This window comes from Streptomyces sp. NPDC001709, assembly GCF_053596375.1.
Map to the genome: position 1 here is coordinate 107018 of NZ_JBSFGB010000028.1, position 26164 is coordinate 133181.

Below are 26164 nucleotides of genomic sequence, written 5' to 3' on the forward strand. Positions count from 1 at the left end.
GCGGTGCCGGGGCTGCTCGACGCGCTGCCGGCCGATCAGCGGGAGCTGCTGCGCCCGGCCCGGCCGGGCCCGGAGCTCGCCGCGTCCCCGATGCTGGCCACGCTCAGCGACCGGCGGGAGTTCGGCGAGGGCTGGCTGTTCGAGCGGAAGCTGGACGGGGTCAGGCTGCTGGCGGTGCGTGAGGGTGGCGGGGTGCGGCTGCTCTCGCGCATGGGTCAGCGGCTGAACGACACCTACCCGGAGATCGTGGAGGCGCTCGCGGCACAGGAGTGCGCCGACTTCACGGTGGACGGCGAGGTCGTGGCGTTTGCCGGGGCCGTACCGACTTCGCCCGGCTGCAGCGGCGGATCGGGCTGACCCGGCGCCGGGACATCGAGGCGTCCGGGGTCGCGGTGACGTACTACGCATTCGACCTGCTGCGCCTGGACGGCCGCGACACCCGTCAACTCCCGTTGCGCGTCCGCAAGTCGCTGCTGCGCCGGGCGCTCACCTTCCGCACCCCGCTGCGGCTCACTTCGCATCGCAACGCGGGCGGCGCCGAGTTGCTGGCCGAGGCGTGCGGGCGGGGCTGGGAGGGGCTGATCGCCAAGCGGGCCGACGGGCCGTACCGGACGCGCCGGTCCACGGACTGGCTGAAGCTCAAGTGCGCACAGGGACAGGAGTTCGTGATCGGGGGTTTCACCGAACCGGCGGGCAGCCGCGTCGGGTTGGGGGCGCTGCTCCTCGGCCACTACGACGGTGACCGGCTGCGCTATGCCGGGAAGGTCGGCACCGGTTTCGACCGGCGGACGCTGCTGGCCCTGCGCGAGCGGCTGGACGGGATGCGCCGGGACACCTCGCCTTTCGCGGGTGCCGTGCGCGAGGCACGCGCCGGCTGGGTGAAGCCGGAGCTGGTCGCGCAGATCGGCTTCACCGAGTGGACCAGGGACGGGATGCTGCGGCACCCCCGCTTCCTGGGGCTGCGCGAGGACAAGCGGCCACGGGACGTGGTCCGGGGAGCGCGCGGCGGCCTGATTCCCGCGCTCACGGCCACACCCGGATCACGGCCCAGATCGTCTTGCTCCGGCCGGTCTGCCGACTGCCCCAGCGCTGGGTGAGCTGGGCGACCAGCAGCAGTCCGCGGCCGCCCTCGTCGTAGGCGTGTGCCCGGCGCAGGTGCGGTGAGGTGGAACTGGCGTCGGAGAACTCGCAGATGAGGGCGCGGTCGCGGATCAGCCGGAACTGGATGGGCGGTTCGCCCGTAGCGGATGGCGTTGGTGACGAGTTCGCTGACGACGAGTTCGGCCACGAAGACGGCGTCGTCCGGCCCCCAGGCGGCCGGTTGTTCGCCGACCGCCTGCCGGAAGGCGGCGACCTGGGCGGGGTCGGGCGGGACATCCCAGGTGGCGACCCGGTCGGTGCCGAGGGCGCGGGTGCGCACGAGGAGCAGGGCGACGTCGTCGCCGGGCTGGCGACGGTGCCGGCCCGCGCGGCGAGCGTGTCGTCCGCGTCGATGACCGCCACGGCGGCGCCATGCTCGTGAGAGGCCGGGCGCCGGGGCGTGAGCGGTTCAGCCTTTGTGGGCGCGCAGGGCGGCGAGAGCCCGGTCGGCGTGGGTGTTCATGCGCAGCTCACTGCGGACGATCTCCAGCACCGTGCGGTCCTGGGCGATCACGAACGTGACGCGCTTGGTGGGGGCGAGGGAGAACCCGCGTTTGACGCCGAACCGCTCACGGACCGTGCCGTCGGCGTCGGAGAGCAGCGGCATGCCGAGCCCGTGCCGCCCGGCGAACTCCTGCTGTTTGTCGACGCTGTCGCCGCTGATGCCGACGGGCCGGGCGCCGGCGGCGGCGAACTCGGCGGCGAGGTCACGGAAGTGACAGGCCTCGGCGGTGCAGCCGGGGGTGAGGGCGGCCGGGTAGAAGAAGAGGACCACCGGCCCGTCGGCCAGCAGCTCGGTGAGCCGGCGGACGGTGCCGGTCTCGTCGGGCAGGGCGAAGTCCTCGGCCTTGTCCCCGACCTCGATGCGTTCCGTCATGACCGTCCTTCCTCGTTCCGGGCGACTCCCCGGGCCCACAGCTCCAGCGGCAGGTGCAGGGGCAGCCGTGCGATTGCGGCCGTGCGCAGCGGTGCGGGCCGGTGCCGCCGGTCCACGGTCATCCGCACGTTCGCCGGGACGATCCCGACGCAGAAGGCCGTGGCCGCCTTCGCGGCGACCGCGCGTGTCCGGGGCGCCGCGGCCCCTGCGGCCGGCGCCGGCTCCACGATCCCGCTGCCGTACGTCCCTGCCCTGGGCGACCCCGGCCGCGGCCGGCAGGCCGGCGAGCGGCAGGGGCGAGCGTTCGCACCGGGGCACGGTTCCTCCTGTGATGGCCTGCCGCCGGATATTACTGGATGGTAGGTGCGGCGGGTGGCCCGTTGCCGCAATGGGCGCCGGTCGTCAGGCCGTGGTGACCGTGTCGTCGGCCTCCCGGCCGGAATCCTCGTCGATCGTGTAGGCGAGGAAGTCGTCGACCATGCGGTGGAAGAGGGCCGCCATCTGCCGCAGGTCCTCGGGCCGCCAGCCGGCGAGGGCGAGCTGCATGCCCCGGGCCCCGGCCTCGCGGATCCGGTCGACGGCCCGCCGGCCCGCGTCGGTGAGCCGGATGCGCTGGGCGCGCCGGTCGACGGGGTCCGGCACACGCGTGACGTATCCGGCCTTCTGCAGCTGCTGCACGGTCCGTGTCACATGTGAGGCCTCCACGCCGAGGCGCTGCGCCAGCCCCCCCCCCGGCCGCAGCGGCTCGGAGTCGGCGATCTGCCGCAGCAGGGCCACCGCGTCGACGACCTCCCCTCGTCCCGTCGGCCGTCCGCGGACATCGGCTGCGTGTCGCACAGGCCGCCCTTCGGCGCGGGCGTGCTGGAATCGGCGAGTCCACCGCCGTTTCGAACACCGGAGGAATTCCATGGCCTTCGCCGTCGTCGCCCAGTACCAGTGCTCCCCCGCCGACGCGGACACCGTGCGCGACGCCCTGCGCAAGATGCGCGAACTGGTCCCGTCGGAACCCGCGAACCTCGCCTACGAGGCGCACGAGATCGTCGATCGTCCGGGAGCGTTCCTGTTGTACGAGCGCTACACCGACCGCGCCGGCTTCGAGTCGCACAAGGAGACGGAGCACTTCGCGGAACTGATCCGGGGAACGGTGTTCCCGCTGCTGAAGGAGCGGACCATCACCTTCGCCGAGACGTTCTGACCCGCCGCGGACGCTGTGGGCGCCGCCCAGGTGGCCTGGCCTGCGGTGCCGGCGCCCGTCCCGCGGGACGTCCCGGCCGTCCCCGGGGACACCGGCACGGCATCGAGGCGGACGGGCGCGGAAACGCTGGCTGTCGTGATCACTGCTCGTGGTCACGAGAACGACAGCCGGAGGTTGCCATGATCCGACGGACTCTCAAGAGCGGTCTGCTGGCCGCGGTCGCGGTGCTCGCGCTCCTGCCCACGGCGGCCGGCGCCACCGCGGCGAGCGCCGCCACCCCGCAGCCGGTACCCAGTGCCACCACCCAGCGCCACACCACCCACCACGCCGAGCACCGCACCCACCGCAGCGGTCGGCGCGCCCAGCACCGCAGGTACGCCACGCACCGCCGGCACCACCGCGTCCACCTCCGCACGCACCACGTGCGCCGCGTGCACCGGAACCACCGGCTGACGGCCCAGCGGGCGGCGTACCACTTCCTGCCGCAGACGGCGGCCTACCGCCTCGCCCTGCACGCCGCGCCGTACCACCTGCGGTACCGCCTGGCGGCCCAGCTGATGACGTACCGTCACGTCCCGCCGCTCACCGGCGTTGTCGCCACGCACCACGCCCCGCTCAACGTCCGCTCCGGCCCGGGCACCGGCTACCGGGTGATCGGCCACCGGTACGCCCACCGGACACTGGCACTCACCTGCAGGACGCGCGGCTCCTGGGTGCACGGAAACCGCACCTGGTACCGGCTGCCGCACCACGCGGGCTATGTCTCGGCCCACTACATCCGCGCCAGCCGCACCCTCCCCTGGTGCTGACGGCGGACCACCGCCGCACCACCCAGCTGCCGAAGGCCCGTTCGACGACCCCCGAACGGGCCTTCGGTGCGTCCGTGCCTCACCTTCCTCCTACCTCACCGGGTGTTGCAGTCGCCGCACTCCAGGGAAGCTATTCCGGCAACAGGGGCGAAACCGCCCATAGCGGAAAGGGAGTCGAGGACGCGCGATGCGGCACCCTCAAGCACCGACCACGCCGGACGAGGCACTGACGGTGGGACTGCGCGAGCTGAAGGACCGTACGGGGCTGAGCCTCGCGGCGCTGGCCGCACGCACCCCGTACAGCAAGTCCGCGTGGCACCGCTATCTGTCCGGCGGCACACCGCCGCCGAGGCCGGCCGTGGAGGCGCTGTGCCGGCTCGCCGGCACCGAACCCGACGACGTACTGGCGCTGTGGGACGCGGCCGGCGTCCCCCCGCCCCCGACCGCGCCCGAGAAGCCCGGCCGAACGCGGTGGTTCGGGCGGATCCCGTCCCGGCGTGCGCCCTGGTTCCCGCTGTCCGTACTGGCGCTGTGCGGTACGGCGACGGCGGTGGTCGCCGCCGTCGCCCTGTCCGCGCGGCCGGGCACCGCGCCCGCCGCACAGCCCCTGTCGACGGTGCCCCGCTGTCACGGCCGGTCCTGCCAGGGCGAGTTGCCCGACACCTCGGTGTGCGCCCGGGACGCGCGGACCGCGAGCACGGTCACCGACCCCGCCTACACGCTCCGGCTGCGCTACTCGCCGTCCTGCGGGACCGCCTGGTCCGAGGTACGGCTGCGCTCCCCCAAGGCCCGCGAGGTGTCGGTGCGGGCCGGCCAGGACGTGCTCTCGGCCGGTTATCCGGCGGACGACTCCACCGGGGACAGCAGCCCGATGCTGTCGGTGTCCTCGCCGCGGGGCGTGGAGGCGTGTGCCGAGGCCGGCGGGGAACTGGCCTGCACGGGCCTGGACGTCGAACCCGACGGGCGGGGGTGAACGACGGGACACGGGCACGGCGCCGCACCCGGAGGCAGCGTGCGGCGCCCTGCGCGGCGGCCGGTGAGCCGGCGGTGACGAGCTTTTGAAGCTGAGCGACTCCGGCATGTCGACAATTTTGTGTGCGTTTTTGGCCGCTGCCGGCTCGCTCGTCGGGCCGCTCAGCCCGTGCGGTACAGCTCGCTGAGCAGTTCGAGGACCGCTTGGAGGGCCGGGTGCGGGTCGTCGCGCCACCAGGCGAGCCGTACGGCGACGGGCTCGGCGTCGCGCACCGGCCGGTAGACGATGCCGGGTCTCGGGTACTGGTTGGCGGTCGACTCCGCGGTGACACCGATGCCGCGTCCGGCGGCGATGACGGTGAGCCAGTCGTCGACGTCGTGCGTCTCCTGGACGGCGGGACGGGAGTCCGGCGGCCACAGCTCGGGGGTGGTGGTCCCGGTGCGCCGGTCGACCCAGAGGATCCGGCTGGTGAGCTCGGCGAGCCGGACGGACCGGCGCCGGGCCAGCGGATCGTCGGCGGCCAGCGCGCACAGGCGCCGCTCCAGGCCGACGATGGCCGCGTCGAACCGCCGGTCCTCCAGCGGCCTGCGCACCACCGCGAGATCGCAGGCGCCTTCACCGAGACCGGCGGAGGCCGTGTTGACGCGGACGAGATGCAGATCGGTCCCGGGGTGGGCGGCGGTCCAGCGCCGCTGGAAGGCGACGGTGTGGCGGCCGACCGCCGACCAGGCGTAGCCGATGCGCAGCCGGGTGTGCCCCGAGGCGGCCTCCTGGACCAGGTCGGCGACGTCCGCCAGCACCCGCCGGGCCTGCGTCACCACCCGCAGCCCGGTCGCCGTCGGGGTCACCTCGCGCGAGGTGCGCCGCAACAGCCGTACCCCGAGGGACCGTTCGAGCCCCGCCAGGGTGCGGGACACGGCCGCCTGGGACACCCCCAGGGCGATCGCCGCGTCGGTGAAGGTGCCCTCGTCGACGATGGCGACGAGACAGCGCAGCTGCCGAAGCTCGATCTCATCCATACGCTCAGCGTATAGATGCGGAGGCCCATGCATTTTGCGCAAGTCCCGGACGGCCGGACCCTCCTCTCATGCGACGAGCTCTGCGACATCCCGCGGTGACGGTGCCCGTATCCGCTGCGGTCCGGAACCCCGCGCCCAGGCGGCTGACCGGGGTGGCGGCCATGTTCGGCAGCGGCCTTTCCAATCAGACCGGCGCGGCGATCGGCTCGCTCGCCTTCCCGGTCCTCGGTCCGCTCGGGGTGGTGGCGGTACGCCAGTACGTCGCCGCGCTCGTCCTCGTGGCTGTGGGCCGACCGCGCCTGCGCGGCTTCACCTGGCGGCAGTGGTGGCCGGTGCTGCTGCTCGCCGGGGTCTTCGGCACCATGAACCTGACCCTGTACAGCGCGATCGACCGGGTCGGCCTCGGGCTGGCGGTGACGCTGGAGTTCCTGGGCCCGCTCACCATCGCGCTCGCCGCCTCGCGCCGCCGGCTGGACGCAGGGTGCGCGGTACTGGCGGCGGCCGGAGTCGTGGTGCTGATGCGCCCCCAGCCGTCCGCCGACTACCTGGGGATGGGCCTGGGCCTGGTGGCCGCGTGCTGCTGGGCCTCGTACATCCTGCTCAACCGGGTCGTCGGGCGGCGCATCCCGGGGGCGCAGGGGACGGCGGCGGCCGCCTGCGTGTCCGCGCTGACCTTCCTGCCGATCGGGCTCGTCGTCGCCGTACGGCATCCGCCGACGACCGGCGCCGTGCTGTGCGCGGTGGCGGCGGGCGTGCTGTCGTCGGCCGTGCCGTACCTCACCGATCTGCTCACCCTGCGCAAGGTGCCGGCCCAGACCTTCGGACTGTTCATGAGCGTCAACCCGGTGCTGGCGGCCGTGGTGGGCTGGGTGGTGCTGGGGCAGAGCCTGGGCCTGCCGGAGTGGGCGGGGATCGGGGCGGTGGTGGCCGCGAACGCGGTCAGCATCGCGAGCGCGCACCGCTGAGGACGGCAGGCACAGTCGCCCATGCCGGGTCAGCTGCGGGGGGCCAGGCCCCCGCAGCTGACCCCGCTCTTGCCCGGGTCGGTCGCCCGGCGCAGTCTGGGTCTATGGGTGCTCAGGACGGCCCCACGCTCATCACGTCCGTGCAGCGGGCCTTCCGGCTGCTGGAGGCGGTGAGCGCGCACGAGAACGGCGCGCCGGCGAAACAGCTGGCACGCGAGACGGACCTGCCCCTGGCCACCGCCTATCACCTGCTGCGCACCCTCGTGCACGACGGATACGTGCGAAAGCTGGACGACGGCGGCTTCGTCCTGGGCGACAAGCTGAACACCCTGCATACGGTGGGCGCGGGCCGCGCGCAGACACTGCTCAGCCGCGTGCGCCCGACGCTGGCCGCCCTGCGGGACGAGCTGTCCGCCGCCACCTACCTCACGTTCTACGAGGAGGGCGAGATCAGGGTGGCCGAGATCGTGGACAGCCCCCGCATGCCCCGGGTGGATCTCTGGGTGGGTTTCGAGGATGCCGGACATGCCACCGCACTGGGCAAGTCCGTGCTGCGCGAGCTGGACGAGGAGGCCCGCCGGGACTATCTGTCCAGGCACCACCTGCCCGAACTCACACCGCGGACGATCACCAGTCTTCCGGAGCTGCTCCGCAGGATCGCGGCACCCCCCTTGGCGCCGGCCGTCACGGACATGGAGGAGTACGCGCTCGGCACCGTGTGCGTCGCCGTGCCCGTCTACTGCGGGAACACGCTCGGCTCGCTCGGCGTCTCCCTGCCGGCGGAGCGGCGGGCCCGGCTCCCGGAGATCCGGGCACGACTGCTTCCGGTCGCGAGCCGAGTGACCAGGAGCCTCTCGCTCACTATCTGAAATTCCGCTTCTTGTGGCTGTCCTCGCCCAGCCCGTTTCATTGACGAAACGGACATTCCGGGTGAGCAACCCCCTACCGGCGAGGACTGCGGACCAGACATGCTCCAGGCCCGACACCATGGCGGCGCCCACGCGCCGATGCGGCTGTTCAGGAACCGTGTGGCCGACGCCCGGCGATCGGGCCACCGGCCTGCCGCCGGGCGGCTGGCCGCGGCAATGCCCCTGCTGCCGGTTCTGGTCCTCGCCGTCGTCGCGCTCCTGGACATCGCCGCCGGGGCGGGGATGCCCTGGTTGCCGCTGCTGGCGGCCGGACCCGCGCTGGCGGCCTCCACCAACGGGCCGCGTGGTGTGGTCTGCGTCGGGCTCCTCGCCGTGGCGATGGGCATGGCGCTGGCCATCGGGCACGCGGCCCCCGCGCGCGAGCCGGCGCCCGTGGTGTCCGCCCTGCTGGCCGTCACCGCAGCGAGCGGCCTGGCCAGCGCGCTGCGTGGCCGTCGCGAGCGGGTCCTCGCCGCCGTCCGCTCGGTCGCGGAGGCCGCTCAGCACGCCCTGCTCCAGCCCGTCCCGAACACCGTCGGCCCGTTCCAGGTGGCCGTCCGCTACAGCGCCGCGGCGGCGGAGGCGCGGATCGGCGGGGACCTCTACGCCCTGGTGACCACGCCCTACGGCATCAGGCTGATCGTCGGTGACGTGCGCGGCAAGGGACTGCCCGCCGTGGGAACGGCCGCGCTCGTGCTCGGGGTGTTCCGCGAGGCCGCCCATGACGAGCCCGATCTGCTCGACGTCGTCGCGAGGATCGAGCGGAGCCTGGCGCGCAACCTCGGTCCCGACGACTTCGTCACCGCCGTGGTCGCCGGGCACTCCGGGTCGGGACACCTGGAGATCGTCAACTGCGGACATGCGCCGCCGCTGCTGATATCCGCCTCCGGAGAGGTCGCGGCGGTGGAACCGGCCCATCCCGCTCCGCCGCTCGGGCTGCGCGCCCTCTCGGGCCAGGCTCCCCGCCTGCAGCGGCTGCCCTTCGCGGTGGGAGACCAGCTGCTGCTCTACACCGACGGGGTCACGGAGGCCCGCGATCACGCGCGTTCCTTCTATCCGCTGGCCGAAGGGGTGGCCCGCCATGTGTGCGAGGAGCCGGCGCGCACCCTCACCGCGCTCCATGACGAACTGCTGACGCATGTGGGCGGCCGGCTGCACGACGACGCCGCCCTGCTCCTGCTCCGGAAGACGACCGTGGACGAGCCGGCGGGCGTGCCGTCACGCTACGAGGCCGCGCTCCAGGGACGGAACGGGGCCGCACTCTAAGGCGCGAGGAGTTCCGCCCACCGGGTGACCCCCTGGAGGTGGGCGCGTATGCCATGGCTGGTGGCCAGGGCGTGGACGATCGTCTCGCCCCTGCCGTGCTCGTCGGGGTCGATCCCGGCGAGGGACCCGCCCAGCGGAAGCCTGGGTCCCGCGTCGGTGACCTCGACGCGCAAGGTGGAGCCGGTCTCGCCCCGCACCCACGACAGCCGGAGCACGGCCGGGGGCCGGGCGTGCAGGATCGCGTTGGTGACAAGCTCCGACACCACGAGCAGTGCGTCCTCCACGAGGTGCGGGCACACGCTCCAGTCGGTGAGGACAGCCGCCGCACGACGGCGTACCGCCGAGACGGCGCCGGCGGCGGGCGGCACCGGACACACGTGGTCGTATGCCGCCTGAAGCAGCGTCTTGAGCTGTGCCGCCATGTTCTCTCCCGGTGTGTGTACGGGCCGGTCCAGCGCCGTGACATCGGCGCGTTACGGGCTCGCATGCACGCTAGGGAGACAAATCGGGCCGGTCAATGAACGGCGGTCGGCATTACCGAACGCTGCCCCACCGCCGCCCCACGGGCACGGCGTCCGTGCGGGTAATAGGCTCGCTTCATGGCCGGCCCAGTCCAGTCGATCGAACGGGCGGCGGCGATTCTGCGTCTGCTCGCCGGCGGGCCCCGCCGACTCGGTCTCGGCGAGGTGGCGGCCTCGCTCGGGCTGGCGAAGGGCACCGCCCACGGCATTCTGCGCACGCTCCAGCACGTGGACTTCGTGGAGCAGGACGCGGCGACCGGAAAGTACCAGCTCGGGGCCGCCCTGCTGCACCTCGGTACCAGCTACCTCGACGTCAACGAGCTGCGCTCGCGCTCGCTCAACTGGGCCGATGCCCTGGCCGCCCGCAGCGGGGAGGCAGTACGCCTGGGCACCCCCCTGGAGGGCAGCGTCCTCGTCGTCCACCACGTGTTCCGGCCCGACGACACCTTCCAGACCCTGGACGTGGGCTCCCTGCTGCCGCTGCACGCGTCCTCGCTCGGCAAGGTACTGCTGGCGTACGGCACCGCGAGCGTCGAGCCGGCCCAAGGGCGGGAGCTGGAGGCGTACACCCGGCACACCCTGGTCGATCCCCAGCAGCTCGCCCGGGCGCTCGCGGAGGTCAGGGAGGTCGGATGGGCCGCCGAGATCCAGGAGATGAGCATGGGCGAGGCCGGACTCGCCGCGCCGATCCGCGGGCACGGCGGCCTCGTCGTCGGCGCCATCGGGCTGTCCGGGCCGGTCGAACGGATCTGCGACAGCCACGGCCACCCCCGCCCGAGTCTGGTCACGCTGATCCGTGAAGCCGCACGGGCGATCTCCAGGGACCTGGGAGCCGCCCGCTGGTAGGCCAGGACAGCCGCCCCTCGATCCGTCGGAAGGCAGACCCGATCATGGCTGAACGGTACGTAATGTCCATCGATCAGGGCACCAACTCGACCCGATGCATCCTGTTCGACCACCGGGGGCGGCTGGTCTCGGTCGCGCAGAAGGAGCACCAGCAGCACTTCCCCAGGCCCGGCTGGGTCGAGCACGACGCCATGGAGATATGGCACAACCTGCGGCACATCGTGCCCGAGGCGCTCTCCGCGGCCGGTGTCGACAGGGGGCAGGTCATCGCCATCGGCCTGGCCAACCAGCGCGAGACGACGGTGCTCTGGGACCGGCGGACCGGCGCCCCGCTGGGCCGGGCGATCGTCTGGCAGGACACCCGCACGGCGCCGCTCGTCGAGGACCTCAGGCAGCGCCCCGGAGAGGCGTTCTTCCTGGAGCGGTGTGCCCTGCCGCCCTCGACCTACTTCTCCGCGCTGCGGATCCGGTGGCTGTTCGACCACGTCAAGGGGGTCGAACAGCGCGCCAAGGACGGCGAGGTGCTGTTCGGAACGATGGAGAGCTGGTTGATCTGGCATCTCACCGGGGGCGCCGACAGCGGCCTGCACATCACCGACGCCACCAACGCCAGCCGCACCATGCTGATGAACATCCGCACGCTCACCTGGGACGACGAGCTGCTGGCCTTCTTCGGGGTACCCCGCGTGATGCTGCCCGAGATCCGGTCGTCCGCGGAGACGTACGGCGAAGCCCGCTCGCTGCTGCCCGGGGTCTCGATCACGGCCGCCCTCGGCGACCAGCAGGCCGCCCTCTTCGGCCAGACCTGCTTCTCCCCGGGCGAGGCGAAGTGCACCTACGGAACGGGCAGCTTCCTGCTCCTCAACACCGGCAGCGAGCTGGTGCGGTCCCGGCACGGGCTCCTCACGACCGTCGCGTACAAGATCGGGGACCAGCGGCCGGCCTACGCCCTGGAAGGGTCGATAGCCGTCACCGGTGCCCTCGTCCAGTGGTTCCGGGACCGCCTGGGGCTGATCAACACCGCCCCGGAGATCGAGACCCTCGCGCGGACGGTCGAGGACAACGGCGGCTGCTACATCGTCCCCGCGTTCTCGGGTCTGTTCGCGCCCCGCTGGCGCAGCGACGCACGCGGGGTCATCGTCGGCCTCACCTCGTACATCACCAAGGGCCACCTGGCGCGTGCCGTCCTGGAAGCCACCGGATGGCAGACCCGGGAGGTCGTCGACGCCATGAACGCCGACTCCTCGGTCCCCCTTCGGCAGCTCAAGGTGGACGGGGGCATGACCGCGGACAACCTGCTCATGCAGTTCGTGGCCGACGTGCTCGGCGTGCCCGTGGTACGGCCCATGGTCGCCGAGACGGTCTCACTGGGCGCCGCCTACGCGGCCGGGCTCGCCGCGGGCTACTGGCCCGATCTGGAAGTGCTGCGCCGCAACTGGCACCGGGCCGGCCAGTGGCTGCCGGACATGGACCCCGAGCTGCGCGAGTCGGAGTACGACAACTGGCAGCGAGCCGTGGAACGGTCGCTGGGGTGGGTCAGACCGCCGCGATCTCCCTGACGCCGAACCGGCGGGAAGCAGACAGCGCTGGACGGCAGGTCGTGGTGACCTTTGATGAATGAAACTCAGCGCGCAGGCCCGACCGGGGCCAGCCACAGACCCAGGATCGCGTCCACGAGGCCGGTGGCCGCCTCCGCCCAGGTGGTGCGCGGGGGCGGGGTGCCCTCGGCGAGGGACCGTTCCCGCTCCGCGCAGGTGTGCAGGATCAACAGGCGGACCATCTGGCCGCGTTCGGCGCGGACCTCGGGCGGCAGCTCCGGCAGGGTGCGGTTCAGGCCCTCGATCGCCTGCCGCAGCGCCGGCGAGGCCATGGACTCCTCGACCATGATCTCGTGCAGCGCCGGGTCGGTCATGACCTGGGCGCAGAACCGGGCGTACCAGGTGGGGCTGCCGAGCCCGGCCAGGTGCTCGGTGACCGGTCGCACCAGGCACTGGACCCAGTCGCGTACGTCGGTGGAGTCGTCGGCCGCGACGAGGGCCCGCTCCCTGAGCACCTCGATGCGCTCGGCGTGCCGTCGGGCCACCGCGCGGACCAGGTCGGCCTTGGTGCCGAAGTGGTAGCCGACCGCCGCGTTGTTGCCCTGGCCGGCGGCCTCGCTGACCTGGCGGTTGGAGACGGCGTAGACGCCGTGCTCGGCGAACAGCCGTTCCGCCGCGGTCAGGATCGCTTCCCGCGTCGCGTTCACCTGTTCGGCCCGCGCCGTTCTGCGCGCCATGCTCACCACCGCTCCGGGACTGCGCTCCGCCCCGGGGCGGCCAGTCCCGCGCGCCGCCCCGGGCCCCCGCCCGGGGCGGCGAGGTCCAGCCGAAGAAGCGTACGGCGCGCGCCCGCCCCATCCGGGAAGGTTCCCTTTCTCATGTCCGACGCTCCCGCCCGCCCCGCCGAGGCCGGCAGATCCGTTGCGTCGCGGCCGGGTGCCGTGGTCGCGGTGCTGGCCCTGGGCGGTCACGGCCACGCTGCTGGCCGCCGCGGTCGCCACTCCGGTGGCGGGACGGCTCGGCGACATGTTCGGCAAGCGGCGCCTGCTGCTGGTGGCCGGTTCGGTGGTGTGCGCGCTCAGCGACGCGCTGGTCCCGATGATCACCGGCCGTGCCCTCCAGGGGCTCGCAGCGGCCGTGGTGCCGCTCGGCATCGGTTGCCGCCGGAGCGGCTGGCCGGCTCGACCGCGCTGATGAGGGCCTCGCTCGGCGTCGTGGCCTTCGCGCTCGTACTGACCAGGTGCCGGAGTCGAGCGTGCGCACCGGTGGCCGGTTCGACCTGGTCGGGGCGCTCGGCATGGCCGTCGGACTCGTCTCGCTGCTGCTCGCCGTATCCAAGGGCGCCGACTGGGGCTGGGGCAGCGGCACCACCCTGGGTCTGCTCGCGCTCGCCGTCGTGGTCCTGGTGGCCTGGGGCTTCTTCGAACTGCGCACGGCCGCGCCGCTGGTGGACCTGCGCACCACGGTCCTCGGCAGGTCCATGCTCACCGTGGGTCTCGTCATGGCCCCACAGGGCCTGGTGATGATGGCCATGGCGCCCGTGTCCGCCCTGATCACCAGGGCTTGGGGCCCGAAGATCACGCTGATGATCGGAGCGGTGATCGTCGCCGCCGTTTACGGGCTCGACATCGTGATGATGAGCGAGGTCTGGCAGCTGATCCTGGCGTCCTGCGTCATCGGCGCGGGCGTCGGCTTCGCCTACGGCGCCATGCCGGCCCTAATCATGGGGGCGGTACCGCCGTCGGAGACGGCCGCGGCGAACAGCCTCAACACGCTGATGCGGTCCATCGGCACGTCGGTGGCCAGCGCCGTCGCCGGGGTGGTCCTGGCGCAGCTGACGATCAGCCTCGGTGGCCACGCGCTGCCGTCCGAGAACGGCTTCAGGGTCGTCATGGCGATCGGCGCGGGCGCGGCGCTCCTGGCCTTCGGCGGAGACGGTCGGTTGAGATCGGCGGGGGCGGGGGCGCCGGGGACAGGGCTGTGCGGACAGGCCCGGGCCGCGCGCGGCGGTGTCGGCATCCGGCGGGTGTCCACTCTCGGCCCGCCCGATACGACCCCGGTACTCAGCCAACGCTGAGGCCGCAGCCCCCGCCGCGGTCCCTTCACGCCCCGCGCCCGCTTCCGGCCTCCCAGGCCCCGGCACCGGAGACGGCCGGCTGAGGCGGCTGGGGGTGTGTAGCCGCGCTGGAGAGGCCACACACCCGCGACGGACGGTCCCCGGCGCGCGGAGCCGGCGCGGGCGCCGTTCAGGGGAACCCGCGGTGAAAGGGGCGTGACGGCGCCGGGTGTGGTCGAGGTCTTCAGCCGTGACCGCCGTACCCCTGCCGCTCATCGCGCCGATGCTCGCCACTCCCGGCACGCTGCCGCCCGCCGCGCAGGACGAGCGGTGGGCGTACGAGACCAAGCAGGACGGGCAGCGGGCGATGGTCTATCTGCCCGGCGACGGCAGCGTGCTGCTACGCGCCCGCTCGGGGGAGGACATCACCGCGGCCTATCCCGAACTGCGGCCGCTCGGCGGCGCGATCGGCGCCACGCCTGCCGTGCTGGACGGCGAGGTACTGGCCCTGGACGAACAGGGGCGGGCCGACTTCCAGTTGCTGCAGAGCCGGATGGGCCTCACGCACGCCCCCGCGCGGGCGGCGCGCCGGGCCGCGCAGGTGCCGGTGCATCTGGTGCTGTTCGACGTGCCGTACCTCGAGGAGTCGCTGCTACGACTGCCGTACGTACGGCGGCGGGCCCGGCTGACGGAGCTGGGCCTGGCCGGGCCGTACTGGTCGACGCCGGGTGCCGTGACCGGACATGGCGCCGAGGCGCTCGCGGCGACCCGGGAGCACGGCCTGGAGGGCCTGGTGTGCAAACGGCTGGACTCGGTGTACGAGCCCGGGGTGCGCTCCCGAGCCTGGATCAAGATCCGGAACTGGCGCGCCGAGGACGTGATCGTCGGCGGCTGGCTGCCGGGCAAGGGACGGTTGAGCGGGCTGCCCGGCGCTCTGCTGGTCGGTCAGCGCGACGCGCGCGGCCGGCTGCGGTACGTCGGCGGGGTGGGCACCGGATGGAGTGAAGCCGAGCGGACCGAACTGGCCCGGCTGCTGGAGGCCGCCGCGAGCGACCGGTGCCCCTTCGAACCCGCGCCCCGGATCCCGCAGGCCCGCTGGGTGCTGCCCCGGCTGGTGGGAGAGGTCGGCTACAGCACCCGTACCCGGGCCGGGCTGCTCCGCCAGCCGTCGTGGCTGCGGCTGCGCCCGGATCTGCCGCCGGAGGAGTCGGCGGCGGACCTGCCCGAGGGCCTCGGGTGAGACCGGACTGTCGAGCCCGGCTCCGGTCATGGGGTCTATCGTGTGCGCATGCCGGTTCCCGAACTGATCCGTATCGTCTCCCGCGACTCCCCCATGGCCTTGGCCCAAGTCGAGCGGGTCCGAGCCGAGTTGGCCGTGCTGCACCCGGGTGTGCGCACCGAGGTGGTTCCGGTGAAGACCACCGGCGACAAGTGGCTCGGCGATCTGTCCAAGGTCGAGGGCAAGGGGGCGTTCACCAAGGAGGTGGACGCGGCCCTGCTGGCCGGGGAGGCCGATCTCGCGGTGCACTGCGTCAAGGACGTGCCCGCCGACCGGCCGCTGCCCGCCGGGACCGTGTTCGCCGCGTTCCTGAAGCGGGACGACATCCGGGACGCGCTGATCCACCCGGGCGGGCTCACCCTGGACGAGCTGCCGGCCGGCACCCGGATCGGCACCTCCTCGGTGCGCCGGGTGGCCCAACTGGCTGCCACGCACCCGCACCTGGAGTGTGTGCCGTTCCGCGGCAACGCCAATCGCCGGCTGGAGAAACTGGCCGCCGGGGACGCGGACGCGCTGCTGCTGGCGGTGTCCGGTCTGGAGCGGATCGGCCGGACGGACGTGATCAGCGAGGTGCTGTCGGCGGAGGCGATGATGCCGCCGATCGGCGCGGGCATCCTCGCTCTGCAGTGCCGGGAGGACGACGCCGGTCTGATCGACGCCGTCAGCGGACTCGGCGACCCGGACACGCACCGCGAGGCGACGGCGGAGCGGATGTTCCTGCATGTGCTGCAGGGCCACTGCAACAGCCCGATCGCCGGCTACGCGCGCGTGGACCGCAGCGGGGAACTGTCCCTGCGGGCCTGTGTGTTCACTCCCGACGGCAAGACCCGGCTGAACGCCCACGAGTGGGCGGGCCGACTGGATCCGGCCACCCTCGGCACCTCGGTCGCGGTGGCGCTGCTGCGACAGGGCGCGCGGGAGATCATCGACGGCATTCCGCACTAGGGTCTGCCGTCACATACCCGTCGTCCGCCCGTGGGGCGTGCCCGGCGGCGTCCGGTGCGCGCGGTCGCCAGGCGCCGGGAGCGCCCCCGAAGGGGGTCCCCCGCGATGGGGGTCACCCGCGATGGGGTCCCCCGGCGCGAGCGGAGCCGAGCGTGGGGATGAGCCACGTGGGCGGTTCGGCGACGCGGCTGAGGGCACGTCTCCGGGGAGTGCGCGCAGCCGCGGCTCGTGCGCCGTTCGACCGCGTCAGGCGGAGCCGGGCTCCGTCTGATCCCTCAGGAAGACGCTGACCTGGTGGGCCAGGCTGCCCTGCCCGGCAGCCGTGGGGGCGGTCGCCGGGGCCGCCTCCAGGACGCCGATACCACCCGTCCACAGCCGGCGGTCGCACCACTCCTCGTCCACCCGCAGCTGCACCTGCACGTCCACGTGGGTCAGGGCGGCCTCGGGGGCGGCGGCGAAGAGCACGGCGGTGGCCCGGCGCAGCGGGTAGACGTCGAAGCCCTCGACGAACTGGGAGTTGCGCCAGTCGATGAACGCGCCCTCGCCGTCGGGGCCGACCCGGACGTCGATCTGACCGTCCTCCAGGTGGATGCCGTAGTGCCGCGCACCGCGGTTCTCGACCGTCACCCGGACACTGAAGTACGTCAGCCCGGCGGCGGCGTCGTCGCGTCCGCGCGGCGGCTCGGCCGCCTCCAGACGGTGGACGCGGACCCGCAGACCGGCATGCTCGTCGTACTCGTGCCAGTCCCCGACCACGTTCGGCTCGTACACAGTGCCCCTCTCGACCTCCGAGAGCTGCTGTTTATCTGTGGGCTGAGTGCACTGTCAAATGAGCAGAATGCGCTGTGGCCAGGGGGTTCGCCCGCTTTGATCGCTGATCAAGCGCTGCCCAGGAAGGATGCGTTCGCGGCGCTTTCGGCGGGGGTACGGGTGCGTGCCGCACATCACGTCCGCGGCAAGATCATCGCGCCAGCCGGCCGAGCAGTGCGGAGGCCGCGGTGATGCCGAGCGCGGCGGCCACCGCAAGGACGGCGAAGTCGGTGCCGAGATGCGCGTGCGTGCCGAGCAGAAGACCACGCAGGGCGTCGACTTGATAGCTGAGCGGGTTGACCTTGCCGACGGCCTGCAGCCAGCCCGGCATCACCGAGACGGGGTAGAGGGCGTTGGAGGCGAAGAACAGCGGCATGGTGATCGCCTGCCCGAAGCCCATCAGCCGGTCGCGGCTGAGGACGATGCCCGCGATGGTCATCGACAGACAGGAGAAGAAGACGGAGGCGAGGACTACCGCGGCGGCGACGCCGAGCAGCTTCAGCGGGTTCCAGGTCAGGGCCACGCCGAGCACGGCGGCGATCACGATCACCACGACCGCCTGCACCAGCGACTTCACCCCGGCGGCGAACGCCTTGCCGGTGATCAGTGCCGAGCGCGGGGTCGGGGTGACGAGGAGCTTGTTCAGGATGCCCGCGTCGCGCTCCCAGATGATCTGGATGCCGTAGAAGATCGCGATGAACATGGCGGACTGGGCGATGATGCCGGGCGCCATGAAGTCGATGTACGGCACTCCGCCGGTGGGGATCGCCCGTATCCGGGTGAAGGTCTGGCCGAAGATCAGCAGCCACAGGGCGGGCTGGACCGCGCGGGTGTACAGCTCGGTGCGGTCGTGCCGCAGTTTCTGCAGCTCCACGGCGCACATGGCGGCGACCCGGGCGGGCAGCAGTCGCCAGCCGGCGCGCGGGACGGGCGGGCGGAGCAGCAGGGCGATGTGGTCGTCGGGGGTGCGGTCAGCCGACGCGGCGCGCGGTGCGGCGGGTGCTGCGGACATCGCGGAAACCTCCTCCGGAGTTGTCGTCGAGGCCGCTGCCGGCGACGTCGCGGAAGACGTCCTCCAGCGTGGGCAGGGTGTCGGCGTCCCGGCGTTCGGCGAGGCCGTAGCGCAGCTCTGCCGGGGTGCCGAGGGCGCGGATGCGGCCGCGGTGCATCAGGCCGACCCGGTCGCAGTACTGGTCGGCCTCGTCCATGTAGTGGGTGGTGACGAGGACGGTCATGCCGGTCGCCGCGCGGACGGCGTTGATGTGGTCCCAGACGCCGGTGCGGGCGATCGGGTCGAGCCCGATGGTCGGCTCGTCGAGGATCAGCAGCCGAGGCGCGCTGACCAGCGCCTGGGCCAGCTCCAGGCGGCGTACCATACCGCCGGAGTAGGTCCCGGCGAGCCGGTCGGCGGCATCGGCGAGTCCGACGGCGGCCAGCGCCTGGCCGACCCGTTCGGCGCGCTCGCGGCGGGGCACGTCGAAGACGCGGGCGAAGAGGGCGACGTTCTCGCGGCCGGTGAGCCCGCTGTCGGCGGAAAGCTGCTGCGGCACGTAGCCGAGCAGCCGGCGCACCGCCATGCGCTCCCTGGTGGCATCGTGCCCGAAGACGCGGACCATTCCGGCGGGGACGGGCAGCAGGGTGGTGATACAGCGGATGGCGGTGGTCTTCCCGGCCCCGTTGGGCCCGAGCAGCCCGAACACCTCCCCCTCCCGAACAGCCAGGTCGAGCTCGTCGACGGCATGGGTGTCCCCGAAGGCGTAGGCAAGCCGGGTACAGCTGACGGCTTCGGGGGCACCAGCAGTGCCCCCGTCCGCGGCGGCGACGCCTTCGGCGCAAGCGCCGGCGGTTCCTGCGGTGCCGATGGCTCCGGCGGGCACCGTGACGGCATCGGTGGGCGCCGTGGCGGCCTCGACAGACGGGCCGACCGCTTCAGCGGTGCCCCCAGCCGCGGCAGATGCGTCCGCCCCCTCGTCGGCGGTGCCCGCGCCCGGCGGGGACGCGCCGGGGGGCGCGGCCGTGTCGGCGGCCTCGGTCGGTGCGCTGGTCCCCTCGGGGGTGCCGGTGGTGGGGTCGGGGGCGGCGGGGGTGTCCTTCGTCATGGTGTCCGGACCTCCGTCGTGATCGTCGGCCTTCGTCATGCTTCCCCGGCCTCCTCGTACAGAGCGGCGGCCAGCTTGTGCAGCGCCGGAAGGGCCGCGTGCAGGGCCGCGCGGTCGGTGTCGTCCAGCCGGGACAGCTGCCGGCCGACCAGCTCGGCCCGGCGCCGCTGCCAGTCGGCGAGCCGTTTCTCGGCGGACGCGGTCAGCTGCAGCCGGGCCGCGCGCCGGTCGGCGGGGTCGGTCCCGCGGACCAGGTGTCCGCCCCGGACGAGCTGGTTGACCAGGGTCGACACGGAGTTGCCCGCCAGGTGCAGCTCCCTGGCCGCGTCCGAGATACCGATGCCGGGCCGGGACTCGACCAGCCGTAGCAGCTCCACCTCGGCACCGCGCAACCGGGGCACGCTCAGCCCGTCGCGCAGCCGCCGCCGGATCAGCCGCTGAATGCGCACCAGCGCGTCCGCCAGCTCCTCCGGGAAGGTCTCGGACTCCGTTGCCGCTCGCCGCGCCGTCTCGGGTTCCACACCGGAGAGATTACCTCTGACACAGAGGTAATTCCTGTCGGGAGGCGTCAATACCTGCTCGGCCGCATCCGGTTTGCGGTTATTTGTTTTGCTATGTACGGCGGCGGGAAAAGGTAAGACAGTGCTTCGGACCGGAGGCACGTCCGTGGGACCCGGCCCTGCCGGACGCCCCGGTGTCCTTTCCCTGGTCCGCGCGCGCCTCCCACGGTGTCTGTCCATCCAGCACCTGCTGAGAGAGGTGCGCACGATGAGTGTCACCGGCAGCACGACCTCCCATCCCCACGATGACGCCCCCGACACGGCGGAGTCCTTCGAGCGGCTCGCGCAGTTGCCCGACGGCCCCGAGCGGCGGGCGCTGCGTGATGAACTGGTCCAGCTGTGGCTGCCCATGGCCGAGCGGATCGCCGTGCGGTTCCGCGGCCGCGGGGAGGCCCTGGAGGACCTGTACCAGGTGGCCGCCCTCGGTCTGGTGAAGGCCGTCGACCACTACGACCCGGAGCGCGGCCGCGCCTTCGAGGCGTACGCCGTGCCCACCATCACCGGTGAGATCAAGCGCCACTTCCGCGACCACATGTGGACCCTGCACGTACCGCGCCGGGTGCAGGACCTGCGCAACCGGGTCCGTTCCGCCACGAAGGAACTGGCCCAGAGCACCTCCGGGCGTCCGCCCACCGTGGCGGAGATCGCCGCCTTCACGCGGCTCAGCGAGGACGAGGTGCGCACCGGCATGGAGGCGCTGGAGTGCTTCTCCGCGCTGTCCCTGGACGCCGAGGTGGCCGGGACGGACGGCTACGCCCTCGGGGACTCCCTCGGCGGCCCCGACCCCGGATACGACCTCGTGGTCGACCGGGCCGCCGTCAGGCCGTGTCTCGAGGCGCTGCCGGAACGCGAGCGCATCATCCTCTACCTGCGGTTCTTCCGCGGAATGACACAGAGCCGGATCGCCCAGCAGCTCGGCATCTCGCAGATGCACGTGTCCCGCCTGCTCAGCAGCTGCTGCGACCGGCTGCGCGAGGAGGTGCTCGCCGAGGCCCGCTGAACCCCGCCCGGGACTCACTCCTCGGCGGCTCCGGGCAGCTGAGTGGGGCTGTACCGGTCGAGGGCGTCCTCCAGCGCCGCGCGGACCTCGGGCGGGATGTCGCCGCGGCGGCCCCAGATGAGGATCAGCTCCGCTATGTTGCGCAGCTTGATGTTGGTGTGCTGGGAGACCTCCTTCAGCACCTCCCAGCCCTCGTCCGGGGTCATCCTGCCCAGGGCCACGATCATTCCGATCGCCTGGTCGACGACCGCGTGGGAGGTCACGGCCTCCTTCAACTGGTCGACTTCCGCCTGCAGCTCCGCGATCCGGTCGGGCTCGCTCGCACCCATGTCCCCATGGTCCTCGGTGGCCTGGACCGATGCCACCGGGGGTACTCGACAGGCACCGGACCCCGTTCCGGTTGGACACTGGTGCCAGACCGGTGGCCGCCCGGCCCCGAGAGCAGGACGCGACTGCCATGAACGACAACGCCCCCGTCAGCGGTGGACCGCGCAAGCGAGACGTCGTCTCCACGCACTCCGTCTTCGGCGCCCCGTGCTGGGTGAGCCTGACCAGCCGTGATCTCGCGGCCACCCAGGAGTTCTACACGGCCGTCCTAGGCTGGCGCTGGCGTGGCGCCAAGCTGGGCGAGCACTTCCGTATCGCGCTGGCGGACGGGGTGCCGGTGGCGGGGATCGCCGCGGTCGCCGCCATGTGGCAGATGGCGGTGGCCTGGACGCCGTACTTCGCCGTTCCGGACGCCGACGTGGCGGTGGCCCGGGTCCGCGAGCGCGGCGGTACGGCGGCCGTCGGACCGCTGTCCTTCCCGCCGGGCCGGGCCGCGCTGCTCGCCGACCGGGACGGGGCCACCTTCGGCATCTGGCAGGGGGAGCTGGTCGGCAACTGGGAGGCCTGGCGGCGGGCGTCACCGACCTTCATCCGGCTGCACACCCGCGACGCCTTCGACGCCGCGATGTTCTACGGCGAGATCCTCGACTGGGCGTCCGGGAAGCCGGGCTGCTGCGAGGTGGAGTACGAGGGCGGCGAGGTGGTGCTGCGCAGCCAGGGCGACATCGTGGCGCGCATCGACTCGGGCGCGGTGGAGTCGGCACCGGATCCCTCCGTGCGGCCGCACTGGCAGATCCACTTCGCCGTCGCGGACGTCATCGGCTGCGCCCGGACGGCGGAAAAGCACGGCGGCAGCGTCCTGAGCGAGGAGGAGGACGAGGCGATCCTGCGGGATCAGGACGGCGCCCAGTTCACGGTGACGTCACACCGCGCTCGCTGAGCCGGGGGGACGCGTCGTCCGCCCGCACCCGCAGACAGGCACTCACCTCGCGACCCGGGACGGACGCGACAGCAAGATCAGGCTGCGGGCCTCGCCGCGGAGCCTCGTACCGGCCTTGTGTTCGCGTTCGTCCGGGATTCCGTCCGGGTCGGCGGTGTCGATCAGGGTCGTCCAGCGCTCGCCGAAGGACTCGTCGGGCAGGCGGAAGTCGACCGGTTCCCAGTAGCCGTTGACGAGCAGCAGGAAGGAGTCGTCGGCCATGCGGCGCCCGTAGGCGTCGCGTTCGGCGATGGCGTCGCCGTTGAGGAACACGGTCACCGAGTGCGCGTCGCCACGCTGCCAGTCCCGGGCGGCCATCTCGCGGGCGTCGGGCCTGAGCCACATCAGGTCGGGCAGCGGCTGTTCGGCGTTGGTCGCGGTCTCGCCGCGGAAGAAGCGGCGCCGCCGCAGCACGGGGTGCGCGGCGCGCAGGGCGATCAGGTGCCGGGTGAACTCCGCCAGGGACCGCTGCTCCTCCGTCAGCTCCCAGTCCACCCAGGAGATTTCGTCATCCTGGCAGTAGGCGTTGTTGTTGCCCCGCTGGGTGCGGCCGAGTTCGTCGCCGTGGCAGAGCATCGGGATGCCCTGCGACAGCAGCAGCGTGGCCAGCAGGTTGCGCTGCTGGCGGGCGCGCAGTTCGAGGACGGTGGGATCGCGGGTCTCGCCCTCCGCGCCGCAGTTCCAGGACCGGTTGTGGCTCTCGCCGTCCCGGTTGTCCTCGCCGTTGGCCTCATTGTGCTTGTCGTTGTACGACACCAGGTCACGCAGCGTGAAACCGTCGTGCGCGGTGACGAAGTTGACGCTCGCGCGCGGCCGGCGCCTGCTGTGCTGGTACAGGTCGGAGGAGCCGGTCAGCCGGGAGGCGAACTCGCCGAGCGAGCCGGGCTCGGCCCGCCAGAAGTCCCGTACGGCGTCCCGGTACTTGCCGTTCCACTCCGACCACAACGGCGGGAAGTTGCCCACCTGGTAGCCGCCCTCCCCCACGTCCCAGGGCTCGGCGATGAGCTTGACGCGGCTGATCACCGGGTCCTGCTGGATCAGGTCGAAGAACGCCGAGAGCCGGTCCACCTCGTGGAACTGCCGGGCCAGCGTGGCGGCGAGGTCGAAGCGGAAGCCGTCGACATGCATCTCGGTGACCCAGTACCGCAGCGAGTCCATGATCAGCTGGAGCACGTAAGGGTGCCGCATCAGCAGGCTGTTGCCGGTGCCGGTGGTGTCGTAGTAATGCGCCCAGTCGCCGTCGACCAGGCGGTAGTAGGAGGCGTTGTCGATGCCCCGGAAGGACAGGGTCGGCCCCATCTCGTTGCCCTCGGCGGTGTGGTTGTAGACCACGTCGAGGATCACTTCGAGGCCGGCCGCGTGCAGCGCCTTCACCATGGCCTTGAACTCGTCGACCTGCTGGCCGAGGGTGCCGAAGGCGGCGTAGGCGTTGTGCGGGGCGAAGAAGCCGATGGTGTTGTAGCCCCAGTAGTTGGACAGGCCCCGGTCCTGCAACACCCCGTCCTGTACGAACTGGTGCACCGGCATCAGCTCCACCGCGGTCACCCCGAGCGAGGTCAGGTGCTCGAGGACGGCGGGGTGCGCGAGGCCGGCGTAGGTGCCGCGCAGCCGCTCGGGGACGTCCGGGTGGGCGCGGGTCAGGCCGCGCACATGCGCCTCGTAGATCACCGAGTCCGAGTACGGCGTCCGCGGCGGGCGGTCGTCGCCCCAGTCGAAGGACGCGTCCGTGACCACGCCCAGCATGGAGTGCCCGGCGCTGTCGGCGGGGGCGGGGCCGTCCGGAGCCCGCTCGTACAGCGAGGCGTGGTTGTCGATCTGCCCGTCGACGGCCCGGGCGTACGGGTCGAGCAGCAGCTTCGCCGGATTGCACCGGTGGCCGAGCGAGGGCTGCCAGGGGCCGTACACCCGGTAGCCGTAGCGCTGGCCCGGCGCGATGCCGGGCAGATAGGCGTGCCAGACGAATCCGTCGACCTCGTGCAGCCGGACGGGGGTCTCGCGTCCGGCGTCGTTCACGAGGATCAGCTCGACCCGCTCGGCCACCTCGCTGAACAGGGCGAAGTTGGTGCCCTGTCCGTCGAACGCGGCACCCAACGGGTAGGGCTGCCCGCTCCACACGGACAGCCCTTTCCTTCTCTTGCGGGCGGTCACCGGCTGCCCTCCAGGGCGTCGCCCAGTACGGCGGCCGGCGCACCGAGCGCGTCGTCCACGGCGCGCGCCGGGGCGGCCAGCACCGCCACCGGCAGTTCGCGCGGCACCTGGAGCCCCTGCCGCAGCGTGGGCGCGGGCGCGGTCGGCACCAGCGGGACCCGCTCGCCGGCACGGGCGCGCTGCGAGAACCAGATGATCTTGCTGCCGGTCTCCGAGGTGCAGCAGCCCCAGCCGTCGCTCATGGCGGCGATGTCGGCGAGGCAGGCGCGCAGGTCCTGGTCGGGGCGCAGATCCGGGTCGTCGTCCCCGAACGCGGTGATGAGGTGCTGGCCGTTCCACCACATCTCGATCGACGTGTGCTTGTCGGTGGCGTGCTGGTCGATCGCCCGCAGCAGCAGTTCGGCGCCGCGGCAGACGGGGTCCGCGAGGTTCTCGAGGTCCCAGTAGCGGAGGTGGGCGGCCAGGATGCGGCTGACCTGTCCCACCCGTTCCGGGCTGACTTCCACATCGATGTGGTAGTAGCAGGGCACTGCGGTCTTCATCGTCGCTTGCTCCTCACCGGCGAAGCTCTCGCTCCCCTCGCCCGTCCGGGAGGGATCCCGGATGCCCGCCCGGGAAAGGTCCCGGACACACAGCGTGAGCGCTGATCGCTTCTGAGTCACCTCTACGGTGCGGGCACTACGCCATTCGTGCAACACGAGAGCCCGGCACCCGCCCGTGGTTGAAGATCCAACAAGACGCTGCGTCGTCGTCCGTGCACCATAAGTGAAAGCCTCGATCGCCGTAACGGTGCCGTGCCCTCCCGCGCGCGGACACCACCCGACCGTCGGGAACGCGCCCAGTCGAGAGCGTGGAGGGTGAAGAGGGCAATGCTGCTACCCGCCAAGGCCGAAGTGGCCCGGGCGTTGCGGCGTTACCGGGCGTGGGAGCGCGTGATGCTCGCCTCGCCCCACGACCGCACGGTCCGGGCCACCTTCGAGGACTCGGGCTACACACTGTGCGTGCTGATGGGCAAACGCTGCGCCCGCGAGGCCGCGGATGCCGCCGAGCGCTATCTGCGCACCAACCTGGTCACCTACCTGCGCGAGCAGGACGGACGACCGCGGCCGCGCCGGTCGGCCAGACGAGCGCCACCACCGGAGCGGCGTTCCACGGCGCCGGCGCCTGACCTGGCACCGTACAAGGCATTCCCCACGGGACCGGCGTGAGCCGGCCCTTCTCGGATCGCGAAGCCGGGCCGGGTGCCCGGCTTCGCGCACGGCGGAGGTGAGATACATGCGCAGGACCCCGGCCATCGGCCGTGTACCGGTACGCGACGTCCGGCCGGCCGTGGAGTGCGGCAGGCGCCCGGCGAAGGCGGTGGCCGGGGAGACCTTCCAGGTGACGGCCACCGTGTTCCGAGAAGGGCACGACGCCGTGGGCGCCAATGTGGTCCTGCGCGATCCGAAGGGCCGCCGTGGCCCGTGGACGCCGATGCGTGAACTGTCCCCCGGCAGCGACCTCTGGGGCGCGGAGATCACCGCGGACGCGACGGGCCGGTGGACCTTCCGGGTGGAGGCCTGGAGCCACCCGCTGGCGACCTGGCGGCACACCGCCTCGGTGAAGGTGCCGGCCGGGATCGACATCGGCCTGGTGCTGGAGGAGGGTGCCGAGCTGTACGAGCGCGCGGCCGCCGGTGTGCCGAAGGGCCCGGAGCGAACCGCCGTCCGCGCCGCCGCGCAGGCCCTCGGCGACGACTCCCTGTCGGTGCACGAACGCCTGAAGGCTGCCCTGTCGCCCGAGATGGACGCGCTCCTGGCTCGCTATCCGTTGCGGGAGCTGGTCACCGCCTCCGACCCGATGCCGCTGCTGGTGGAGCGCGAACGCGCCCTGTACGGCTCCTGGTACGAGTTCTTCCCGCGCTC

Annotated in this window: 27 protein-coding genes and 3 pseudogenes; 16 read left to right on the forward strand and 14 right to left on the reverse strand. The window is 72.7% G+C overall.

Features of this window, described 5'->3' with window-relative positions:
• Positions 1-3: 3 nt before the first annotated feature.
• Positions 4-995: pseudogene (gene ligD, locus ACWC0C_RS33495) on the forward strand (non-homologous end-joining DNA ligase); the annotation flags it as partial.
• A 28-nt stretch (positions 996-1023) separates the two neighbouring features.
• Here ligD and ACWC0C_RS33500 read toward each other — a convergent pair.
• The 4 genes and pseudogenes from ACWC0C_RS33500 to ACWC0C_RS33515 form a co-directional block, all read right to left on the reverse strand.
• Positions 1024-1450: pseudogene (locus tag ACWC0C_RS33500) on the reverse strand (ATP-binding protein); the annotation flags it as partial.
• Positions 1451-1549: 99 nt separating this feature from the next.
• Positions 1550-2017 (reverse strand): peroxiredoxin, encoded by a 468-nt coding sequence (locus ACWC0C_RS33505; RefSeq protein WP_450867868.1) that lies wholly within the window; start codon positions 2015-2017, stop codon positions 1550-1552.
• Complete coding sequence (locus ACWC0C_RS33510; protein WP_450867870.1) at positions 2014-2244, reverse strand: hypothetical protein; 231 nt, start codon at positions 2242-2244, stop codon at positions 2014-2016. Before ACWC0C_RS33510 ends, ACWC0C_RS33505 begins: the two co-directional genes overlap by 4 nt.
• Positions 2245-2419: 175 nt before the next feature.
• On the reverse strand, positions 2420-2854 hold the full coding sequence (locus ACWC0C_RS33515; protein WP_450867872.1) for a MarR family winged helix-turn-helix transcriptional regulator: 435 nt from the start codon (positions 2852-2854) through the stop codon (positions 2420-2422).
• A 70-nt stretch (positions 2855-2924) separates the two neighbouring features.
• Between ACWC0C_RS33515 and ACWC0C_RS33520 the strand changes: the two genes are divergently transcribed.
• From ACWC0C_RS33520 to ACWC0C_RS33530, 3 genes are all read left to right on the forward strand, one after another.
• On the forward strand, positions 2925-3212 hold the full coding sequence (locus ACWC0C_RS33520; protein ID WP_450867873.1) for a putative quinol monooxygenase: 288 nt from the start codon (positions 2925-2927) through the stop codon (positions 3210-3212).
• A 179-nt stretch (positions 3213-3391) separates the two neighbouring features.
• Complete coding sequence (locus ACWC0C_RS33525) at positions 3392-4021, forward strand: hypothetical protein (protein ID WP_449201495.1); 630 nt, start codon at positions 3392-3394, stop codon at positions 4019-4021.
• A 187-nt stretch (positions 4022-4208) separates the two neighbouring features.
• Positions 4209-4994: an XRE family transcriptional regulator gene (locus tag ACWC0C_RS33530; RefSeq protein ID WP_450867875.1), complete on the forward strand. Its 786-nt coding sequence runs from the start codon at positions 4209-4211 to the stop codon at positions 4992-4994.
• A 161-nt stretch (positions 4995-5155) separates the two neighbouring features.
• On the opposite strand, the gene ACWC0C_RS33535 is transcribed toward ACWC0C_RS33530, so the two are convergent.
• Complete coding sequence (locus tag ACWC0C_RS33535) at positions 5156-6013, reverse strand: LysR family transcriptional regulator (RefSeq protein ID WP_450867877.1); 858 nt, start codon at positions 6011-6013, stop codon at positions 5156-5158.
• A gap of 152 nt (positions 6014-6165) precedes the next feature.
• Between ACWC0C_RS33535 and ACWC0C_RS33540 the strand changes: the two genes are divergently transcribed.
• The 3 genes from ACWC0C_RS33540 (at position 6166) to ACWC0C_RS33550 (ending at position 9152) form a co-directional block, all read left to right on the forward strand.
• Entirely contained in the window at positions 6166-6978 is an 813-nt protein-coding gene (locus ACWC0C_RS33540; RefSeq protein WP_450867899.1) for an EamA family transporter, read from the forward strand.
• 104 nt (positions 6979-7082) lie between these two features.
• Positions 7083-7847 (forward strand): IclR family transcriptional regulator, encoded by a 765-nt coding sequence (locus ACWC0C_RS33545; protein WP_450867879.1) that lies wholly within the window; start codon positions 7083-7085, stop codon positions 7845-7847.
• 99 nt (positions 7848-7946) lie between these two features.
• Positions 7947-9152, forward strand: a complete 1206-nt coding sequence (locus ACWC0C_RS33550; protein ID WP_450867881.1) for a PP2C family protein-serine/threonine phosphatase — start codon at positions 7947-7949, stop codon at positions 9150-9152.
• Here ACWC0C_RS33550 and ACWC0C_RS33555 read toward each other — a convergent pair.
• On the reverse strand, positions 9149-9574 hold the full coding sequence (locus tag ACWC0C_RS33555) for an ATP-binding protein (protein ID WP_449201500.1): 426 nt from the start codon (positions 9572-9574) through the stop codon (positions 9149-9151). The genes ACWC0C_RS33550 and ACWC0C_RS33555 overlap by 4 nt on opposite strands.
• 177 nt (positions 9575-9751) lie before the next feature.
• Between ACWC0C_RS33555 and ACWC0C_RS33560 the strand changes: the two genes are divergently transcribed.
• Positions 9752-10519 (forward strand): IclR family transcriptional regulator, encoded by a 768-nt coding sequence (locus ACWC0C_RS33560; protein WP_449201501.1) that lies wholly within the window; start codon positions 9752-9754, stop codon positions 10517-10519.
• A 44-nt stretch (positions 10520-10563) separates the two neighbouring features.
• The gene (gene glpK, locus ACWC0C_RS33565) at positions 10564-12078 is read left to right on the forward strand and encodes a glycerol kinase GlpK (protein ID WP_450867883.1); all 1515 of its coding nucleotides are present in this window, start codon (positions 10564-10566) and stop codon (positions 12076-12078) included.
• Between the two features lie 65 nt (positions 12079-12143).
• Here glpK and ACWC0C_RS33570 read toward each other — a convergent pair whose 3' ends face one another.
• Complete coding sequence (locus ACWC0C_RS33570) at positions 12144-12794, reverse strand: TetR/AcrR family transcriptional regulator (protein WP_449201503.1); 651 nt, start codon at positions 12792-12794, stop codon at positions 12144-12146.
• A gap of 141 nt (positions 12795-12935) precedes the next feature.
• Here ACWC0C_RS33570 and ACWC0C_RS33575 point away from each other — a divergent pair.
• The 3 genes and pseudogenes from ACWC0C_RS33575 (at position 12936) to hemC (ending at position 16337) form a co-directional block, all read left to right on the forward strand.
• A pseudogene (locus ACWC0C_RS33575) lies at positions 12936-14134 on the forward strand (MFS transporter).
• Between the two features lie 262 nt (positions 14135-14396).
• A complete protein-coding gene (locus ACWC0C_RS33580; protein WP_450867901.1) occupies positions 14397-15353 on the forward strand; it encodes an ATP-dependent DNA ligase in 957 nt (318 codons plus the stop codon).
• A gap of 42 nt (positions 15354-15395) precedes the next feature.
• Positions 15396-16337: a hydroxymethylbilane synthase gene (gene hemC / locus ACWC0C_RS33585; protein ID WP_449201504.1), complete on the forward strand. Its 942-nt coding sequence runs from the start codon at positions 15396-15398 to the stop codon at positions 16335-16337.
• Positions 16338-16583: 246 nt separating this feature from the next.
• On the opposite strand, the gene ACWC0C_RS33590 is transcribed toward hemC, so the two are convergent.
• The 4 genes from ACWC0C_RS33590 to ACWC0C_RS33605 form a co-directional block, all read right to left on the reverse strand.
• On the reverse strand, positions 16584-17108 hold the full coding sequence (locus tag ACWC0C_RS33590; protein ID WP_450867885.1) for a hypothetical protein: 525 nt from the start codon (positions 17106-17108) through the stop codon (positions 16584-16586).
• 190 nt (positions 17109-17298) lie between these two features.
• The gene (locus ACWC0C_RS33595; protein WP_450867887.1) at positions 17299-18159 is read right to left on the reverse strand and encodes an ABC transporter permease; all 861 of its coding nucleotides are present in this window, start codon (positions 18157-18159) and stop codon (positions 17299-17301) included.
• On the reverse strand, positions 18119-19009 hold the full coding sequence (locus tag ACWC0C_RS33600) for an ABC transporter ATP-binding protein (protein ID WP_450867903.1): 891 nt from the start codon (positions 19007-19009) through the stop codon (positions 18119-18121). The genes ACWC0C_RS33595 and ACWC0C_RS33600 overlap by 41 nt, the downstream gene beginning before the upstream one ends.
• Before the next feature lie 272 nt (positions 19010-19281).
• Positions 19282-19767, reverse strand: coding sequence for a MarR family winged helix-turn-helix transcriptional regulator (locus ACWC0C_RS33605; RefSeq protein WP_450867889.1), 486 nt, complete (start codon positions 19765-19767; stop codon positions 19282-19284).
• Positions 19768-20014: 247 nt separating this feature from the next.
• On the opposite strand from ACWC0C_RS33605, the gene ACWC0C_RS33610 reads away from it, so the two are divergent.
• A complete protein-coding gene (locus ACWC0C_RS33610) occupies positions 20015-20806 on the forward strand; it encodes an RNA polymerase sigma factor SigF (protein WP_450867890.1) in 792 nt (263 codons plus the stop codon).
• A 14-nt stretch (positions 20807-20820) separates the two neighbouring features.
• On the opposite strand, the gene ACWC0C_RS33615 is transcribed toward ACWC0C_RS33610, so the two are convergent.
• Complete coding sequence (locus ACWC0C_RS33615; RefSeq protein WP_449201517.1) at positions 20821-21135, reverse strand: ANTAR domain-containing protein; 315 nt, start codon at positions 21133-21135, stop codon at positions 20821-20823.
• Between the two features lie 128 nt (positions 21136-21263).
• On the opposite strand from ACWC0C_RS33615, the gene ACWC0C_RS33620 reads away from it, so the two are divergent.
• Positions 21264-22073, forward strand: a complete 810-nt coding sequence (locus ACWC0C_RS33620; RefSeq protein ID WP_449201509.1) for a VOC family protein — start codon at positions 21264-21266, stop codon at positions 22071-22073.
• 42 nt (positions 22074-22115) lie between these two features.
• On the opposite strand, the gene glgX is transcribed toward ACWC0C_RS33620, so the two are convergent.
• Both glgX and ACWC0C_RS33630 read right to left on the reverse strand, forming a co-directional pair.
• Positions 22116-24260 (reverse strand): glycogen debranching protein GlgX, encoded by a 2145-nt coding sequence (gene glgX / locus ACWC0C_RS33625; RefSeq protein ID WP_450867892.1) that lies wholly within the window; start codon positions 24258-24260, stop codon positions 22116-22118.
• Positions 24257-24802 (reverse strand): pep a2, encoded by a 546-nt coding sequence (locus ACWC0C_RS33630; protein WP_449201511.1) that lies wholly within the window; start codon positions 24800-24802, stop codon positions 24257-24259. The genes glgX and ACWC0C_RS33630 overlap by 4 nt, the downstream gene beginning before the upstream one ends.
• A gap of 327 nt (positions 24803-25129) precedes the next feature.
• Between ACWC0C_RS33630 and ACWC0C_RS33635 the strand changes: the two genes are divergently transcribed.
• A complete protein-coding gene (locus tag ACWC0C_RS33635) occupies positions 25130-25468 on the forward strand; it encodes a DUF5133 domain-containing protein (RefSeq protein WP_449201512.1) in 339 nt (112 codons plus the stop codon).
• A gap of 67 nt (positions 25469-25535) precedes the next feature.
• Positions 25536-26164: maltotransferase domain-containing protein (locus ACWC0C_RS33640; RefSeq protein WP_450867894.1), on the forward strand; the 629-nt coding region annotated here is incomplete at its 3' end.